Origin of the sequence: Bdellovibrio sp. HCB288 (assembly GCF_047305935.1) — a bacterium.
Taxonomy (GTDB): domain Bacteria; phylum Bdellovibrionota; class Bdellovibrionia; order Bdellovibrionales; family Bdellovibrionaceae; genus Bdellovibrio.
Genome location: NZ_CP178619.1, coordinates 97,516 through 113,643 on the forward strand (window position 1 = coordinate 97,516; position 16,128 = coordinate 113,643).

Sequence of the window (16,128 nt, forward strand, 5' to 3'; positions counted from 1 at the left end):
TACCCCAATAAAAAAGCCCGGTGATGAACCGGGCTTTTTCTTTTCCAAAAAGGGAACTGTTACCTCTAGTGGGAGCTTGCCAGATCCACAACCATATTGAAGACCAGGTTGCCCGGCTTGGAGTCTTTATTGTCCAAGCAGAAATAACCCACGCGCTCGAATTGGTAGCGGTTTTCCAAGGAAGCTTTAGCCAGGCTAGGCTCAAGCTTCGCGTTCTTAATCACCTTCAAGGATTCAGGGTTCAGGTTGATCTTGAAATCCTGACCTTCTGGCACGTCCTCTGGATGAGCGGTTTTAAACAAGCGACCGTACATGCGCACTTCCGCATCGATGCAATCTGAGGTAGATACCCAGTGAACGATACCTTTTACTTTACGACCGTCAGCCAGTGGCTTGCCACCCAAAGTCTCTTTGTAGTATTCACAGCGAAGTTCTTTTACTTTTCCAGAAACATCCTTGATCACTTCGTTGCATTTAATAACATAGGCATTGCGCAGACGCACTTCACGGCCTGGTCCCAGACGGAAGAAATCCTCTGGAGGATTTTCCATGAAATCAGAACCATCAATGTAAACTTCTTTAGTGAAAGACAGTTCACGCTTGCCAAGATCCGCGTTCTTTGGATGAACGGAAGACAAAATCGTTTCCTTGTACCCGTCCTCAAGATTCGTAATAACAACCTTGATCGGATCCAAAACGGCCATCGCACGATGAGATACCTCGTCCAGATGGTCACGTACACACGCTTCCAAAGTGTCGTATTCGATCAAGCTTTCCGCTTTAGAGACACCAATGCGTTTTGCAAATCGTTGCAAAGACTCCGGCGTGTATCCACGACGACGAACACCGGAAAGAGTCGGCATACGAGGGTCATCCCAACCCATTACCAATCCTTCTTTGACCAATTGCAAAAGCTTGCGCTTACTCATCACAAAGTAAGTCATGTTCATGCGCGCAAATTCGTATTGGTGCGGTTCGCCTGGAACATTCACGTTTTCCACACACCAGTCATAGAATGGTCTGTGATCCTGGAATTCCAAGGTGCAAATTGAATGTGTGATCATCTCTTTCGCATCAGAAAGCGGATGGGCATAGTCGTACATTGGATAAATGCACCACTTGTCGCCAGTTCTGTGATGGTGCGCTTTACGAATACGATACAGCAATGGATCACGCATATTCATATTCGGCGAAGCCATGTCGATTTTGGCGCGAAGGATGTGTTGACCTTCCGCGAACTTCCCCGCACGCATGCGGCGGAACAAATCAAGATTTTCCTCAACCGAGCGCTCACGGAATGGCGAGTTTTTTCCCGGACGAGTGAAGTCACCGCGATTAACGCGCACTTCCTCTTCATTCTGAGAATCAACATAGGCCTTGTTGTCTTTGATCAACTGCTCAGCCCATTGGTAAATCTCTTCGAAATAATCAGAAGCATAGTAAAGGTGTTTGCCCCAATCAAAACCCAACCACTTCACATCATTCATGATGGATTCAACGTATTCAGTGTCTTCTGTTTCTGGATTGGTGTCGTCAAAACGCAAGTGGCAACGACCGCCGTATTCCTGCGCTAAACCGAAGTTCAAACAAATTGATTTTGCATGACCCAAGTGAAGATAACCATTCGGTTCTGGTGGAAAGCGTGTGACCACTTCTTTCACTTTGCCGGATTCAAGATCCTTTTCGATGATTTGCTTCAAAAAATTCGCGCCTTCAGCGGGAGCTTTTTCGTTGGACTTGGTAGCGGCTTTATTATTGGAATTATTGGGCTTATTCATGATCCATTAAGTACACTCCCCGCCCCCTAAACTGTCAAGTCCAGCCCCTGATTTCCTAAATCGACGCTTCTAGTTGAACACGGACTGGCACGAGATGATGGCAGCAGGCTTGGTGGCTGGCGGCAATGGTGAACTTATCAAAGTGCTCACACCGGCTTTGACCAATCCCACAGGGGAAAGCAGATTCTTCCCAACCAATGTGTTGATGACATGAAGAGGATGCTTCAGCGCTACTTTGGACATGATGGAACGCAAATCCTCGGTACTACCACTATCCTGCAATAGCTTCTTCAAAATGGTAATTCCTCGGTTTATGTTGATAAAGTCGTAAGGCAATCGCAAACCGTGGTTCATGGCCCATTTTGTCCATTCTTCCGTCGACACATCGTCAGCAGTCTTAAAGCCTTTTCTAACTTTAGCCCGAACCAGCATTTTAAACTGAGACTCACTCAACGAGTTGCCGGCCTTGTTGCTGATTTCCCACAGTGCGCGGCCAATCAAATCAGAATCGTGAAGCGACAATGCTGATTCCAACAGCAGAATATTCTGTTGCATCTCTGGAGAGATCTGGCCACCCATGCCGAAATCCAAAAGATTCACTCTGATTTTGTCATCACCAAAACGAACCAGGAAGTTACCTTGATGCAAGTCCGAGTGATAGAAACCACTGCCGAACAAAGCTTCCTGCCCCCATACCTGAACCAGGGCCTCGACAATTCCAGCTCTTAATTTTGGCGCGACCTGCTGCCAGTCTTTGGCTTCCTTGTCGAGTTTTCGACCAAACACCATTTCCTGCACCATAAATTTGGACTTACTCAATTTTGGTGAGTAAATTTCCGGAACATGAAACTGAATGGAGTTTTTATATCCAGCCGTCTTCATGAAAACTTCCTGATTGTATCGTTTAGCCGCCAACGACTGACGTGCCACCGTATCATCCTGACTTAGCTCTGCAGTAACGGTCGCCGTGATATCTGAAACCAACGGACCCATCTTGGGCATTCCCGATTTCAAATACTCGATATTGGTATCCAAAATAGCCGCCACTTCGGCCAGAATGCGCGCGTCCTCGTGCACACGAGTTTCAATTTCCGGCTTGATAAAGCGAACCACAACATCCCGGCGCTGACCATTCGCCTGGATTTTTGCGCGATGAACCTGCGCCATCGTGCCGACACCCAGTGGCTTTCGTTCGAAGTACGTGAAGTCGTAATTCATGTTTTCATTTTTAAGAATCTGCTCGACCTGGTGATATGGCACCGAGCGAACTGCATCCTCAAGTCGTTTGAAAATCTGCAACATCGCTGGATCAAGCCCACCCTGACGAGCCACGACCTGCAAAAGCTTTTGCAATTGAGGCCCGGAGTTTTGCACCATCACCTCAAACTTTTGCATATCGCCCATCTGAAGGTCGCCACCCAAAAATGAAGACACAATCAATTTTTTGGAAGCCAATGAAAGTCGCGCAAAGTATTCGGAAAGGATTGTTTCCATCATAAGTTTGGTGATGCGGTCATCTGTTTGTGCCAGCCCAGAAGTCGCTACCTTTTCACCGATACGATCAAACTCCTTCAACTGTTCCTGAAAGAACTGATCACTGTGTTGCAGAAATAATTTTTTACCGTGTTTTTGCCCTGCCTCTGACTGCATTAGCAATGCCGCTTGCGCCAAAATCTCAGGATTCAGCATGGGAATCTTTGAGCCCTTTGCTTCAGAGCCCATTGTTTTCAATTTCTGCTCTTGCCACTCTATATATTCATCGATTTGTTTTTGCACGCGGGCACTGGCAGACTTAAATATACGGAAGGCACGCGGTGAGGACTTCTCCAGAATTTCCAAATCCAAGCTTGTACTTTGCGTGTTGGGCCACTCACCTCTGAATGCCGTCAAAAATTCCTTAAAGCTTTTAACTTCGATAGTTTCAACCGGCATTTCTGCTGCTGTCTTGAAGTATTTGATTCCGCGATCCAAAAGATTTTCCTGCTGGACAGGCTCCAAGCCGGAAGCCATCAAGGCATAAGTTGTTGCCAATCGCTGTTCATAGGACAAATAAAGACCAACATCTTTGGGCATGGCCAGAGCCACGACCCCAAAAAAGCCGACCAATGAAAATATAAATAGCTTTAATAAACCACTCATCTGTTTGTCCTGCACATTCAAATACGAAAACCTAGGAACAATCTCGTTCGCTTGGTGCACATTCCACACCCACGCCATAAGCACTCAGTCTGCACATAAGGTGTACAGCTTTTAAACGAGGGACCACAATTGTCACGCCCAGAGCCAATTAAATGAATTAAGGCCCCCTTAGGCCACAGTCTTGCATCCGAACAAGTATCAGTAATTTTCCTATTTAAGGAGTTCCAGAAATGAAGACGATCCTTCGCTATATTACATTTGGAGTCGCAGCCCTTCAGGTCAACGCCGCTGTCGCCAGCAATTTTGCGCCATTGACTAATGTTAAGACAAAGACGAATGCCTCCGCTCCCATCGACTGGAATAAAAGCGCTATGGACTATCTAAACCACGGCAATCAACCTAAAGATGCGGTGGCAGACCTTATTAATAACAAAGGTCCTTATTATACGAAGGCCGACATTGAACGCCTGGCTCGTGAAAAAGAAGCCGGCGACCAAAAACGAATGATGCTTAAAGGTCAGGTCATTTCGATTGATACTCGCGATCAGGAAGCCTGCCTGGCTATTCAATCAGAACTACAAAATAACAAAACGCTCAAAGCCTTGAACGACGTTAAAGGTTTGTGTGTTGTCGACAATCAAAAGCCCATCGCTACAGTCACTGTCCTGAGTGAATCAAGTGAAGTTCAATGGAAAAAAGAAATTAATATTAAGAAGTACACTTCTACTGAAAAAAATATTGTGACCGCCACCCGCAACGTGGCCTTGGCCGCCCTTGGCGTAGCAGGAATCCTGTACATGATGCCTGAAAGTTTCACCAACTGGGACAAATCCGAAATGAAGAATCTGGGTAAAAGCTGGAAAGAAAATATCAAAGCCGGCCCACATATGGATAAAGACGACTGGATGATCAACTACATTGGTCACCCGTACTCTGGCGCTGCTTATTATCAGGTGGCTCGTAATGAAGGTTTAAGTGCAATGGAGTCTTTCGGTTATTCTGTATTGATGTCGACATTCTTCTGGGAGTTCGGTGTTGAGGCGTTTGCTGAACAACCATCGATCCAGGACTTGTTCGCCACACCCATCGTCGGATCTATCTTGGGTGAACTTTTCTACCGCGCGGAACAAAAGATTAAAGCCAACGACGGAAAACTTCTGGGCTCTGAAAGACTTGGTTCATTCGCGATGATCGTGATGAATCCAATGGGTGTCGCTGCAGAACACATCAACAAACTTGTGGGCTCCGAAGTGATTCAGGAAGCACGCGCTCAAATGACAGTGCGCAAAGCACCTGCCACAACAGCTGGCATCGAACGCGGAAACATCTGGGGCGTTGAAATGCAATTCCGTTTCTGATTTCCCATATCGCCCGGCCATGACGTAGTGAGTACAGTATTCTCACTACGTCTCAATCCAAAGAGTTCCTTCGCGAAGAACTTGACAGAAATGCTGACGGTCTCAGCAAACTCGTCAACCGGAGGTTACACTGCCTCCATTGCAGTCAGAGTTTCGGTTTAAAAGACCGCTTGCACAGCAAAACGCATCGCAAAATCCCACCTGCCACACTGCTCCCTCTTTGCCTCCGCTTGACCGAGGAGGGGCCAAGGACTAGCCTCGAGCCATTACTTTACTTTAACTAATGCGCTGCATTTCAAAAAGGTACGGCGTACCTTTGGGCGGCGAATTCGGAGGAAATTATGGCTGAATATATCAATCCAGATTACGTACCAGAACCGGAAAAAATGAACGTAAAAAAAGGTCTTGATGGCGTGGTAATGGATACATCTTCTGTATCTAAAGTGAACCCACACACAAACTCTTTGATCTACCGTGGTTACCCAGTTCAAGACTTGGCTGAGAACTGCTCTTTCGAAGAAGTAGCGTACCTAATGTACAATGGCGAGCTTCCAAACAAAGCTCAACTTGCAGAGTTCACTAAAAAAGAACGCGCAAACCGTGACATCACTGCGACTTGCTTGAACGTGATCAAATCACTTCCACAAAAATGCCACCCTATGGATTCTATCCGTACGGCAGTATCTTTCATGGGTTGTGAAGATGCTCGTATCTGGGATTCTTCTCCAGCGACGAACATGGACAAAGCGATGATGTTGTTGGCGAAAATCCCAACAGCGGTTGCTGCTGACTACCGTTTCAAAAAAGGTTTGGATTTCATTCCTCCAAAAGCTGATTTGACGATGGCTGAAAACTTCTTCCACATGTGCTTTGGTAAAGTACCACAAAAAGAAGTGGTTAAAGCCTTCGACGTTTCTTTGATCCTTTACGCTGAACACAGCTTCAATGCTTCCACTTTCACAGCACGTGTTGTGACTTCAACTCAGTCTGATATCTACTCTGCAACTGTTGCGGGTATCGGTGCCTTAAAAGGTCCTTTGCACGGTGGTGCGAATGAAATGGTTATGCATATGATGAAAGAAATTGCTGACCCAGCAAAAGCTGAACAGTGGATGATCGATGCATTGGCACAAAAGAAAAAAGTAATGGGCTTCGGTCACCGCGTTTACCGCTCTGGCGACTCTCGCGTTCCAACCATGAAAAAGTACGCACAAGTTATGGCCGACGTAACTGGCGAACAAAAATGGATGCAAATGTACACGGCTTTGGAAAAAGTTATGGTTGATAAGAAAAAGATCTACCCTAACCTGGATTTCCCAGCGGGTCCTGCATACTACATGATGGGCTTCGAGATCGACTTCTTCACTCCGATCTTCGTTATGGCTCGTACAACTGGCTGGTCTGCTCACATCATGGAGCAAACTGCTGACAACCGCATCATCCGTCCTCTTTCTGAGTACGTGGGTGCTGAACAACGTAAAGTTGTTCCTTTGTCTGAGAGAAATTAATTTTTCCAGAAAAAAAGCCCGCTCGCGAGAGTGGGCTTTTTTTTATTCAGAATAGAACAGGATCTCGCCCTCTCGGATTATCTTTCCGAGCTCCCCGGTCTCGTCGCTTCCCCGACAACCTTGAACATCCTTCACAGCCCCTGCTTTTTCCATTCGAATAGTGAAAGGACTTTTACAGCCATCCTGAGGCGCTACCGAGCCATTGTACTTTTCCGCAAAGTCATAAACGCGATTGGCAAAGGCAATGTACTTTTCCCGGGAGACCGGACGATTCTCTATCACCTTTTCATTCACTGTGCTTTTTGCGGTATAACCGCCAGCACCACCGGATTGCATCTGAAACAAGTAATAATTATGCCGCAAATGATAGTTAATACTGATCCTGCTGTCGGGCACCGCCGCGGATGAAGGTGAAATAAATGAAGCTTCTTTTTTGGGTGTGCTCGCACAAGCCCCCAGGGATAAAAAACCAATCGTTATTAGAGCACAATTAAACCAGCGACACCTGTCCATTAATTGCTGCCTTTCGAAGGAAGTGAATCAAATCGGCAATAGGGTTTTGCTTTGGAAGAAGCCGAACACTGCAATTCCTTGCGCAACAAAGCGTTGTTGGCAAAAATTCCACCCACCCGTACAACATCGGTGGGATAATACTCCAGATTAACTTTCTCAAAACCCGATGAATCATCGCACAGGTCACGAACTGCATTAATAGCAGCGCGGGTTTTATCCTGTAAGCTGTAACTTGTCTGTTGGCGAATGGCCCGTGCCAGAATCTCCGTCCCCAGCCAATCCGCGAAAACCTCCGAGGACTTGTCCTTGTTGCCGCATTGAGCTTCGTCTTTGCTAATCCAATGACTGTCCACAAAGCACTGAACCAGTTCATCATACACCGCATGGTTCACTGAGTTGCGAGGGATCCCGCACGGATCAATGGCGTGCGCCAGTTCGTGAGCCATGGTAAAGATGATACTGTATTCCGAAGAGGTATTCAGGACGTAGGCGCCTCCCACCCGGACTCTATGCTCGTCGCCGGAAGAACTGCGCTCATAATAGATTTCACTTTTCGTGTATAGATCTGTCACGTCCGCATAGGTCGTGCGATCCACTGGAAGCTCCAGCTGCACCCGTCTGATACGATCAATCAGAAAGGCCTTATCGGCATCTCGTAAGACATTGGAATTTTGCCCTTCGAGATAAGAAGTCATCTGCCCGCGAACATACTCGAAGATTCGCTGCAGTTTTGCCTTCCGCTCTGGAGTGTAAATACGCTTCACCAATTCGTCTTCGACCTGATCCGTCGTCCAACCTGGATTGGTGCGCACTATTTTCCTGAGTACGCGCAGTGCCCGGATTTCTCCACGGTAGTCCAAAGAGGTTTCCCCCGTAGGATCAGCGTGTGCGCTTTCCTTGCAGATCGCTTCGTAACTGCTGCTGCAGAAATCGTCGCTGGGCTTCACTGTGGGAATAGGTTGTGGTTTGGGAGCTGCAGGAACTGAGTATTTTTGATCTATCGTGGCCGCTGATATAGCAGGTCCTTGCCTCAGAAAAAACCCTAAGGCCGCGGTACCCACGACAATCGTTATAGGGAGAAGATAGACCCTGATCCTCATATAATCAGAATATCAAAAAGCCCGCTGTCTTCCCATGAGAAAGGAGACTTCCTGATCAGATGCAAATTAAACTGATACTAAGTCCAATTAAATTAACCGCACCGATATTTCGACACACTCCCTGGGAAGCGCCCTATTTTTGCGCCAGTTGAATACTTTTCGAGTCAAAACGCATACGTACCTTATTATAAGCATCAAGGGTTAATCTGAAGTCAGCAGAGAATTTTTTGACTGACATACTTGCTTCAATGGCCTGTTTGGAAACTGGTAAGGACAGAATGTAATCACTGCGGCGAACCAGATTTTGAAATTCAAATTCGTTCAAACGATCAAACTTTTTGGATTTGCCGTGTTTTTCAAACAGAACCGCCATGATTTGCAGATGACTCTTCATGCCCTTGGCGAATTGCTTTTGCAAGGCCGCTTCATCTATACCGCGTTTCCATTTTTGAAAGTAAGAATATCCCGATGCATTCATCAAGGGTTCCAACTGGGAATCCAGATTCTCTGCCGAGGCCGTCGCAGCATACAAATCAGCGATAACTTCACGTTGCCAGCTTTTGCTCACAGCGGAGACCTTTTTGGGCTGTCCCATTTTGATAAGAGACTTCTTATTTGCCGCCTCAGCCGCTGAAAGACCCATTAAAAGCGTCAGAACCACCGCTACAACAACTTTGAACTTGGACACCTGCATCTATAGACCCTTTCGTTCGATCTTATAGATACTCAATACAAGAGCCATGCCCTGTTTCATCCTGAGACACTATTCACTAAACGTATTCCAGGCAGCAAAGTCATGTCGACTCAGTGGCGACATTTGACTGAATAGCGTGTTAATCCAGATCGCGGCATCCTCGCTGGCCAGCTCATAGCTGTAGTCCGTGATCCGCGTCGCAGGTATGTGCAGTCGTGAAGGCAGATCCGCGACCCCATCACGGTCCTCATCGATGATCACAAAGCCTTTGCAGATATCCGTATTCATCAGCGCTTGTGCCATGTACTCGGCACCGGCGCATAAACCCACTGCCACGATTTTGTCAGGATTAACCACATTGTTTTCTTTTAAAAAATTCAAGGCGGCCACGATATCCGCGACGCGCTTACTGGGTGATTCCCAGGAGTGCGGGGCTCTTTGATCCTCCCGGTAGAATGCGTGATCCACAACCAGACAGACAAACCCCTCCTGACAAAGACGACGGGCTACTTGGTCTGCGTATTTCGGGCCTGCTCCGGTCATGGCACCCTCGATAATCACTGAGGCCAAGGGCTCTTCATCGCTATTGCTTTCAGGAATAAACAGGCCGGCTTCCAAAAGTCTATCCTGGGCTTTGAAGGTGACGGTGACTTTCATAAAGACCTCCCCTTGAATCTGATTTTAAAACTCAGACTTCGTTCAGGTAAGTCCAATGTGGTTTTACATTGGACTACTTGGACTCCAGGCGGTTTTGTTGCAGTCTTCGCAGAACAAACTCGCGCAAGGTGTTAAGGCTGTTCGTCATGCGATCGGTTTCATCATAGAACAATCCATGACGACCTTCCTCCCCGCGCATCTTTTCCAGCTCCACAAAAGAAAGACGCAAATCCGGGTACTCATTATTGGCAATCTCCTTGCCACGAAGGGCTTCCGAAAGATTCAGCAAGGTGATTTCGATATCCTGAACAAACTTGGAAAATATCGTTTGCTGATGGGAGTCCAGGGCAAAGGGTGACGCAGACTCGATGGCCACCATGGCGTGGGCAAATCGATTTCCAGCAACTGTTACACCTGCCAAGAATTCGCGATCTTTATCCGTGGATCCCCGCTCAATTAAAAAGCGCTCCATCGAAGCCATGTATTCGGCACGCGCCACTCGGGACTGCTGGCGCAAGCGGTCTCTCTCTGGCACGCTGACAGCCTGCCCGGAAACACTTAACCCCGCAGTGGCTCTGAATGATTTGCGATAAGTATCGAGCATTCTGGCTACGACCTCGGACAATTGTGTTTTCTCCCAGGTTGGCCATAACATATAGGCCAGCATCGCCATCACACCGCCTAGGACGGTATTAAATCCCCTGTCCCAGATAACATTCTTTGGCGGCACACCGGTCATCGCCACCAGCAAAACGACGACGGCACTTACTGAGATGGCAAAGATTCCATAATTGGCCCGTCCCACCCAACGCATCATGAATGAAAAACCCACCATTAAGCCAATTGACCAAAAAGGTCCCATTGGCAGAACAGTGACCAGAACTGTGGCAAGTAAAAGACCCACGATGGTTCCACCCATTCGCAGCAAACCGCGATGAAACGTCGAAGTGTAATCCGACTTTAAGACAATCGCGACTGTCATCGGCACCCAGTAGCCTCTTTCGGTCGCAAGCAAATGCCCAACAATTTCTGCCACGGCCACACAAATCGCCAAACGTAATGCATGTCGAAATCCCGGCGAATGAAAAGTGAAGTTCGCCCGCAAGGTCGCCCAGATACCGCGAAATCGAAATCGCCACGGTCGGGCATTTTCGCTGCGCTCTGACTCCACCATACCGGCTTCAGTTGTTCGCGCGGCCAGTTCAATCACCGCCCGCGACTGCCCCACCATATTTTCCATTTGTCGAAGAGCATCACTCAACACGACCTTCATGAAAACCGATTGGTTACTGAAATCACTGTCACGAACCTTGGCCAAATCCACTTCCAGGGCCTTCAGGTATTCGCGGGCTTCCTGAATCTTTTGTTCGTGAGTGATGATGTAGGAAACCTTTTGCAGAAGCATTTTTTCCATCGCCAAAAAATCAGCGATAATATCCACCGAAGGATTGCCCTTGTTTTCACGATCAATGCGGTTTTTAAGTCGCCCCAATGACAAGATTCCCAGTCGCAGACGCTCCCCTTGAGTCAATAGCGAGCGGTATCTTCGTCCCTCAGGACGCACATCCTGGGAGATAGAGCCCAAACTTATCTGAGTATCAATGCTTTGAGCGCTGCCACCAGGGATCTCATCCGGTTTAAACTGCAGATCGCACAGCGAGCTTAAGTCCATGAAAAATCCAGATAAAGCGCGACGTTCAGGTCGATAGCGGCGCAAAGGCCACAGCGCCAAAGCCAACATCATCTGAATGCCCGCGCCCAAAAGGGCAAAAAGACTTAAATGGAATGCTTGGGAAGGATCCACCTTATGGGCACTAAAAACCACAAAGGTACTCATCGCCACAACTCCCAACTCGCCCAAAACGGTATCAAAAATAATCACGTATCCCGCCGCAAACGCGATCACCGTGATCAGGACCAGGGACAGATAAAAATTTGAGGAAGAGACCGACGCCAAAAAAACCAAAAGAGCGGTGATCACCGCTGCGCGAGTCATGCGTTTAGCCCGAAAAGCATAGGCATCGGAGTTATCAGAAAAACAGGCATTCAACACACCCATTACGATAATCAAACCGATCGTGGTCGAATTCATCCAAACACCGATCATCAGTGCAATTCCCACCGCCATTGCGCTGCGTGACGCAACCCATAAGTCCATACGAGATCGATCAAAACTGAAAAGAGGTGCCCAAAACGAGCGAGATTTAGAAACAGCCATACTTCCATGCTACTCCTCTGAGGGAGCGAAACAAGTACTCTGGCTAATTCCCACTAAATGTGAATCTTATTTCTGACAAAGTTCGATAGAATGACCATCGGGGTCCAACAGAATGGCCTTCATACCATCTGGCATCTCCGTTGGATCCAAAATTAACAAAGCCCCAGGGACTTTTACCAAATTTGCTACTGCAGCTTCCAAGCCTGTAATTTGAAATCCAAGCTGAAGGCTGGGAGTCTGAGACTTCTGAGCGGCTGGCAGGGAATACAATGAGAATTCAACCCCATCATGCACAGCGCGATGAACCTCACTGCCTTTGTCCACTTTAGTCTGTTGAAATTTAAAGCCTAAATGGCTGTAAAAATTCAGCATGTTCTGTAGCTGTGCAGTGTTAATTGTGATAGAAGTCAGGCTCAAACTCATTGTTCTATTATCAGAATCGAGGACCCATGAAACAAGAGAAAATTTACCTTAAGGACTATAAAGCCCCTGCTTTTTCCGTGGAGTCCGTACACCTCGACTTCATGCTGAATGAGGACTTTTGTCGAGTTGTAGCCAAATCAAAAATCAAGACTGTGACAGCGGGTGTTCCCCTGCAACTCAATGGTGAGGAACTTAAACTTGTCAGTGTCAAAATCAACGACAAGGTCCTGTCGACTTCCGATTACTCCGTCAATGCAGAGGAACTGACAATTCCAAACGTGCCTGCCGAATTTGTTTTGGAAATTGAAACTCAATTGGAGCCGCAAAACAACACATCCCTTGAAGGACTTTATAAATCCAACGGGATCTTCTGCACCCAATGTGAAGCGCAAGGTTTCCGTAAAATCACATGGTTCCTGGATCGTCCGGATGTGATGACCTCTTACTCTGTGACCATTGAAGCGGATAAAACCAAATACCCAGTTCTGCTTTCAAATGGCGATCGCGTAAAAATTGAAGACCTGGGCAATGGCCGTCACAAAGCATACTGGAGCGATCCACATAAAAAACCTTGCTACCTGTTTGCACTGGTCGCTGGTGATCTGGGTGTGATTCGTGACACCTTCACCACGTCTTCCGGTCGCAAAGTTAATTTGGAAGTTTACGCCGCTCATGGCAAGCAGGATCGCTGCTGGCATGCACTGGAGTCCCTGCAAAAATCAATGAAGTGGGACGAAGAGGTTTTCGGCCGCGAGTATGATTTGAATGAGTACATGATTGTGGCTATTGATGATTTCAATGCCGGCGCTATGGAAAACAAAGGTCTGAATATCTTCAATTCCCGTCTGGTGTTGGCAGACTCAAACTCTGCAACAGATTCAGACTTCCACGCCATTGAATCAGTAGTTGCTCACGAATACTTCCATAATTGGACAGGAAACCGTGTGACTTTACGCGACTGGTTCCAGCTTTCTTTGAAAGAAGGACTGACCGTATTCCGCGATCAGGAATTCTCGGCCGACATGACCGACCGAGGCGTGCAACGCATTGAAGACGTGGACTCCTTGCGTACGGGCCAATTTGCAGAGGATGCGGGCCCTAACTCCCATCCGGTTCGCCCTGAATCCTGCATGGCCGTGGATAATTTCTTTACGATGACGATCTACGAAAAAGGATCTGAGCTGATTCGCATGATGCAAACCATTGTGGGCCGAAAAGGTTTCCGCAAAGGGATGGACGAATACTTCAAACGTCATGACGGACAAGCCGTGACGACGGAAGATTTTGCAGCGGCGATCTCTGAGCCCAATGGCAAGGATTTCACCCAGTTCAAACGCTGGTACAATCAATCAGGCACGCCGGTGGTTTCCATTCAGGAACGCTATGATGAAAAGGCTGGGGAATTTCATTTAAGCCTGGAGCAATCCTGCCCGCCGACTCCGGGTCAAACGATGAAAGAGCCTTTCCATATTCCATTGATGATGGGACTGCTGGATAAATCCGGACAGGAACTTCATTTGGATTGTGAAAAGATCGAGAAAAACAGCGATGGCCAACATGTCATCGAACTAAAATCGCAAAAAGAAAACTACGTCTTTAAAGGCGTCAAATCCCGCCCGGTACTTTCAATTCTGCGCGAGTTTTCGGCTCCGGTGAATTTGAACTGGGAAGCTTCCGAGGAAGACCTCTACTTCCTGATGGAAAAAGACACCGACTCTTTCAACCGTCGTGAGATGGCGCAAAAACTGGCTCTGCGTTTGATGTCTGGATTGATCAAACAGGCTCGCAATGGCCAGGAGATGAACGTGGATGCCCGCTTCCTGAAAGCGATGTCTGCCGTGATGAATGATGAGTCCATGGATGCTGCGTTCAAAGCTAAAATGTTGCAACTGCCAAGTCTTGCGGTACTAGCACAAATGGAGCCGGTTCTGGATCCAAAGGCCTTCGATCAGGCCCGCCAGACGATCCGTCGTGAAATAGCCATGGGCAATAAACAGACTCTTCTTGCGACTTACAAAAAGTATCACAATGTGGAGCCTAAGAGCCGCGACACCAAAGTCTTCGGCCAACGCCTGTTGAAAAACCAGGCTTTGCATTATCTGGCTGATTTGCATGATCCGGAAATTTACGAACTGGTGAACACGCAGTACTGGGAAGCCCAAAACATGACAGACCGTATGACGGCGCTGATGATTTTGGCGGATTCAGAAAGCGTTCATCGCGAAAAAGTTCTGGCGGACTTCCATACCAATTGGAAGAACGATTCAGTTGTGATCAACAAGTGGTTCACGGTGCAAGCCCTGGCTCACCGTCCGCAGATTTTGGACGAGATCAAGGCTTTGACGAAGAACCCTACGTTCAACATCAACAACCCGAACAACGTTTATTCTTTGCTACGTGCTTTTACGACGAACCTGGTCAGCTTTAATAACGAGAAAGCTTACGAGTTCATCGCGGATATGATTATTGAAATCGATCCAAAGAATCCACAAGTGGCAGCACGTCTGTGCTCGGCATTTAACTTTGTTGGGAAGCTTGAGCCTGAATTGAAAGCCCAGGCCATGAAACAGATTAAACGTATGGTGGATGTTCCGGGAATGTCAAAAAACTCCCGCGAATTGCTTCAGTCAGCGCTTTAAAAAAAGGAAATCAGAATTAAGGAAGCCACGGTTCATCACCGTGGCTTTTTTTATTTGAAAACGAATTGGCAGGAAATAATGCCGGACGCCGCTTGGGCCAAAAGAGTCATCTTATATTCTGAAGCCTTCTGGATATTTTGCATGTGCATCAGGCGATCCGGGTGATCTGCGGAAAGGGCCGATTTTACGGCCAGCATTTCCACTTCCTGGCGAATAAAAGAATCCACATCGGCTTTGGCACCCGCTGTCCATGTAAGAGCAATAATCGATAGAGCACATAATGCTATTCTCATAAGCTATCATCCCACCTTGCTGACTGAATCTTGATTTCAGCTGGGTAATAGCAAGAAAAAGGCCCCTTTCGAAGGAGCCTTAAAACGAATCCATTGAATTTGAATATGAATCATTCTCAAAGCACTGTCTAAGTGTCAAAAAATGTCAGGACAGCTCACCTATTTTAATCGGCAGTGGTGGAGAAACTCTTCGCGGGTCTCTGGAAGAGTTTTAAAGTGCCCACGAACATCCGAAGTCGCCGTTGTACTGTGAGTATCCTCAATACCCCTCATCATCACGCAATAGTGTTTGGCGTTGATATGAACAGCCACGTGATCCGTATCCAATACATACTGCAAGCAATCCGCGATCTGTTTCGTCAGGCGTTCTTGCACCTGAGGACGACGTGCGAAGTATTGGACAATGCGGTTGATCTTGGATAGTCCGATAACCTTTTTGTAGGGAATGTAAGCCACGGTTGCAAAACCATCGATTGGCAAAAGATGATGCTCACAGAATGACAGGCATTCGATATTTTGCACCACGATCATTTGATCGTAGTTCATCTTGTTATCAATAACCGTCATCTTTGGAAATTTATGCGGATCCAATCCACCGAAGACTTCGTTCACATACATCTTAGCAACACGTTTAGGAGTGTCAGCCAAGCTGTCGTCCTCAAGGTCCAATCCCAGTACTTCCAGAATTTCCGTGAATTTTTCAGTGATTTTTTCAATCTTCTGTTCGTTGGTAAGACCGTTGTCGATCATCGGCGTTGGACGAACGTTATCCAGGATATCTTTGGTGCTTAATATCTGCTCGATCTCA

Annotated in this window: 13 protein-coding genes; 3 read left to right on the forward strand and 10 right to left on the reverse strand. The window is 47.2% G+C overall.

What is annotated here, in order from left to right; genetic code table 11:
- Window positions 1-65: 65 nt before the first annotated feature.
- Both ACLVWR_RS00445 and ACLVWR_RS00450 read right to left on the reverse strand, forming a co-directional pair.
- Complete coding sequence (locus ACLVWR_RS00445; RefSeq protein WP_413582002.1) at window positions 66-1,778, reverse strand: glutamine--tRNA ligase/YqeY domain fusion protein; 1,713 nt, start codon at window positions 1,776-1,778, stop codon at window positions 66-68.
- Between the two features lie 69 nt (window positions 1,779-1,847).
- On the reverse strand, window positions 1,848-3,917 hold the full coding sequence (locus tag ACLVWR_RS00450; RefSeq protein ID WP_413582003.1) for an AarF/ABC1/UbiB kinase family protein: 2,070 nt from the start codon (window positions 3,915-3,917) through the stop codon (window positions 1,848-1,850).
- Window positions 3,918-4,147: 230 nt separating this feature from the next.
- On the opposite strand from ACLVWR_RS00450, the gene ACLVWR_RS00455 reads away from it, so the two are divergent.
- Together ACLVWR_RS00455 and ACLVWR_RS00460 are read left to right on the forward strand one after the other, a co-directional pair.
- Complete coding sequence (locus ACLVWR_RS00455; RefSeq protein ID WP_413582004.1) at window positions 4,148-5,275, forward strand: DUF3943 domain-containing protein; 1,128 nt, start codon at window positions 4,148-4,150, stop codon at window positions 5,273-5,275.
- Between the two features lie 341 nt (window positions 5,276-5,616).
- A complete protein-coding gene (locus tag ACLVWR_RS00460; protein WP_413582005.1) occupies window positions 5,617-6,783 on the forward strand; it encodes a bifunctional 2-methylcitrate synthase/citrate synthase in 1,167 nt (388 codons plus the stop codon).
- Between the two features lie 42 nt (window positions 6,784-6,825).
- On the opposite strand, the gene ACLVWR_RS00465 is transcribed toward ACLVWR_RS00460, so the two are convergent.
- The 6 genes from ACLVWR_RS00465 to ACLVWR_RS00490 form a co-directional block, all read right to left on the reverse strand.
- Window positions 6,826-7,128, reverse strand: coding sequence for a hypothetical protein (locus tag ACLVWR_RS00465; RefSeq protein ID WP_413582006.1), 303 nt, complete (start codon window positions 7,126-7,128; stop codon window positions 6,826-6,828).
- 167 nt (window positions 7,129-7,295) lie between these two features.
- Window positions 7,296-8,243: a hypothetical protein gene (locus tag ACLVWR_RS00470; protein WP_413582007.1), complete on the reverse strand. Its 948-nt coding sequence runs from the start codon at window positions 8,241-8,243 to the stop codon at window positions 7,296-7,298.
- Window positions 8,244-8,529: 286 nt separating this feature from the next.
- On the reverse strand, window positions 8,530-9,090 hold the full coding sequence (locus ACLVWR_RS00475) for a hypothetical protein (protein WP_413582008.1): 561 nt from the start codon (window positions 9,088-9,090) through the stop codon (window positions 8,530-8,532).
- A 69-nt stretch (window positions 9,091-9,159) separates the two neighbouring features.
- Complete coding sequence (locus tag ACLVWR_RS00480) at window positions 9,160-9,747, reverse strand: alpha/beta hydrolase family protein (RefSeq protein WP_413582009.1); 588 nt, start codon at window positions 9,745-9,747, stop codon at window positions 9,160-9,162.
- 73 nt (window positions 9,748-9,820) lie between these two features.
- Complete coding sequence (locus ACLVWR_RS00485) at window positions 9,821-11,965, reverse strand: FUSC family protein (RefSeq protein ID WP_413582010.1); 2,145 nt, start codon at window positions 11,963-11,965, stop codon at window positions 9,821-9,823.
- Window positions 11,966-12,031: 66 nt separating this feature from the next.
- Window positions 12,032-12,388, reverse strand: coding sequence for a VOC family protein (locus ACLVWR_RS00490; RefSeq protein WP_413582011.1), 357 nt, complete (start codon window positions 12,386-12,388; stop codon window positions 12,032-12,034).
- Between the two features lie 26 nt (window positions 12,389-12,414).
- On the opposite strand from ACLVWR_RS00490, the gene pepN reads away from it, so the two are divergent.
- Window positions 12,415-15,027, forward strand: coding sequence for an aminopeptidase N (gene pepN, locus ACLVWR_RS00495; protein ID WP_413582012.1), 2,613 nt, complete (start codon window positions 12,415-12,417; stop codon window positions 15,025-15,027).
- Window positions 15,028-15,077: 50 nt separating this feature from the next.
- Here pepN and ACLVWR_RS00500 read toward each other — a convergent pair whose 3' ends face one another.
- Window positions 15,078-15,320: a hypothetical protein gene (locus ACLVWR_RS00500; RefSeq protein ID WP_413582013.1), complete on the reverse strand. Its 243-nt coding sequence runs from the start codon at window positions 15,318-15,320 to the stop codon at window positions 15,078-15,080.
- A 159-nt stretch (window positions 15,321-15,479) separates the two neighbouring features.
- Window positions 15,480-16,124 (reverse strand): GTP cyclohydrolase I FolE, encoded by a 645-nt coding sequence (gene folE, locus ACLVWR_RS00505; protein ID WP_413583521.1) that lies wholly within the window; start codon window positions 16,122-16,124, stop codon window positions 15,480-15,482.
- Window positions 16,125-16,128: the final 4 nt, after the last annotated feature.

What these genes read in the sequence shown, in the direction of transcription:
- ACLVWR_RS00445 (WP_413582002.1), bottom strand. Translation starts at nt 1,778, where the DNA reads ATGAATAAGCCCAATAATTCCAATAATAAAGCCGCTACCAAGTCCAAC.
- ACLVWR_RS00450 (WP_413582003.1), bottom strand. Translation starts at nt 3,917, where the DNA reads ATGAGTGGTTTATTAAAGCTATTTATATTTTCATTGGTCGGCTTTTTT.
- ACLVWR_RS00455 (WP_413582004.1), top strand. Translation starts at nt 4,148, where the DNA reads ATGAAGACGATCCTTCGCTATATTACATTTGGAGTCGCAGCCCTTCAG.
- ACLVWR_RS00460 (WP_413582005.1), top strand. Translation starts at nt 5,617, where the DNA reads ATGGCTGAATATATCAATCCAGATTACGTACCAGAACCGGAAAAAATG.
- ACLVWR_RS00475 (WP_413582008.1), bottom strand. Translation starts at nt 9,090, where the DNA reads ATGCAGGTGTCCAAGTTCAAAGTTGTTGTAGCGGTGGTTCTGACGCTT.
- ACLVWR_RS00480 (WP_413582009.1), bottom strand. Translation starts at nt 9,747, where the DNA reads ATGAAAGTCACCGTCACCTTCAAAGCCCAGGATAGACTTTTGGAAGCC.
- ACLVWR_RS00485 (WP_413582010.1), bottom strand. Translation starts at nt 11,965, where the DNA reads ATGGCTGTTTCTAAATCTCGCTCGTTTTGGGCACCTCTTTTCAGTTTT.
- ACLVWR_RS00490 (WP_413582011.1), bottom strand. Translation starts at nt 12,388, where the DNA reads ATGAGTTTGAGCCTGACTTCTATCACAATTAACACTGCACAGCTACAG.
- pepN (WP_413582012.1), top strand. Translation starts at nt 12,415, where the DNA reads ATGAAACAAGAGAAAATTTACCTTAAGGACTATAAAGCCCCTGCTTTT.
- ACLVWR_RS00500 (WP_413582013.1), bottom strand. Translation starts at nt 15,320, where the DNA reads ATGAGAATAGCATTATGTGCTCTATCGATTATTGCTCTTACATGGACA.